General features: G+C 71.8%; 3 protein-coding genes. All 3 read right to left on the bottom strand.

Features of this window, described 5'->3' with window-relative positions:
- Positions 1–579: ribosome maturation factor RimM (gene rimM, locus WEB03_RS01370; protein ID WP_368069177.1), on the bottom strand; the 579-nt coding region annotated here is incomplete at its 3' end.
- A gap of 2 nt (positions 580–581) precedes the next feature.
- Positions 582–818 (bottom strand): KH domain-containing protein, encoded by a 237-nt coding sequence (locus WEB03_RS01375; RefSeq protein ID WP_368069178.1) that lies wholly within the window; start codon positions 816–818, stop codon positions 582–584.
- Positions 815–1165 (bottom strand): 30S ribosomal protein S16, encoded by a 351-nt coding sequence (gene rpsP / locus WEB03_RS01380; protein WP_368069179.1) that lies wholly within the window; start codon positions 1163–1165, stop codon positions 815–817. The genes WEB03_RS01375 and rpsP overlap by 4 nt, the downstream gene beginning before the upstream one ends.
- Between the last annotated feature and the right edge of the window lie 212 nt (positions 1166–1377).

Genomic DNA, 1377 nt, shown 5'->3' on the forward strand with positions numbered 1-1377 from the left:
GGGCGCGACCTCGCCGGGCGCGACCTCGCCGGGCGCGACCTCGCCGGGCGAGCGCACCACATCGGGTTCGCCGTCGATCAGCCCCTCGGGGGGGTCGACGACCACCAGCAGCTCGGTGCCGTCCGGCAGCTCGCCGACCTCGACGAGCTCGTCCGAGGCGGGCAGCAACCAGGTGCTGCCGTCCTCCCGGGTGACCTCGAGCAGGTCGTAGCCGGCAGCGCCGGGCAGCTCGATGTGGCCGGACACGTCGCCGAGGTGATCACCGTCGACGGTGACGACGGCCATGCCGACCAGCTCGTGGACGTAGTACGCCTCGGAGTCGGTCAGGTCCCCAGGAGGGCCCTCGATGGTGCGGCCACGCAGGAGCTCGGCGGCGTTGCGGTCCGCGACCCCCTCGAAACGGACCAGCAGCCGACCCTGGTGGGGACGGCTGCTGGCGATGACCGTTGGAGTGCCTCCGAGGGTGACCGTGCCGCCGGCGTCGAAACGGCCGGGGACGTCGGAGAGGACGTCGACGACGACCTCACCGCGGATCCCGTGCGCCTTGATCACGCGCCCGATGACGACCAGGGCGGACACGGTCAGTCCACGATCTCGACGGTCACGTTCTCGTCGTCGAGGGCACCGGCGGCCTTGACCAGCGTGCGCAGCGCCTTGGCGGTGCGGCCACGCTTGCCGATGACCTTGCCGAGGTCCTCGTCGTGGACGTGGAGCTCGAGCACGACCTCGCGGTCGTCCTCGGACACCTCGATGCGCACGTCCGAGGGGTGGTCGACGAGCTGCTTGGCGACGAACTCGAGGACGGCTTCGGACCTCACGCGTCCGCCTCCGCCTCGGCGCGCGCCTTGGCCTTCTTGTTCATGCGCTTCTTGTCGCCGTCGGCGGCGCGGTCACGCTGCGGCTTGTCGCCCGGCTTGAACTGCTCCCAGACCCCCGAGATGCGCAGGATCTTGGTGACGGCCTCGGTCGGCTGGGCGCCGTGCTGCAGCCAGTGGAGGGCGCGCTCGTCGTCGACGATGATCGTCGAGGGGTCGTCGAGGGGGTGGTACTCACCGAGGATCTCGATGAACCGGCCGTCACGCGGCGAACGCGTGTCGGCGGCGACGATGCGGTAGTGGGGGCGCTTCTTGGTGCCTTCACGGCGGAGACGGAGCTTGACGGCCACGGGGTGGCTCCTGGTGTGTGGGTGCGGGCACGGCGACGTGCGCCAGCGGGGTGGCGGCCTCGTCCCGTACCCGCACGATCCTGGTCCCGAGATGACGGGGCGGACGGTGGGGCGGAGGACGAACCGGAGGGTCAGCGCCGCGGCGAGGTACGTGCTGCGGCGGTCGTCCAGGAGGCGGGGCCTCGAGGGTGCGACGGTGGGGAGCCTACCGG

This window comes from Nitriliruptor sp., assembly GCF_040882075.1.
Lineage (GTDB): Bacteria > Actinomycetota > Nitriliruptoria > Nitriliruptorales > Nitriliruptoraceae > Nitriliruptor.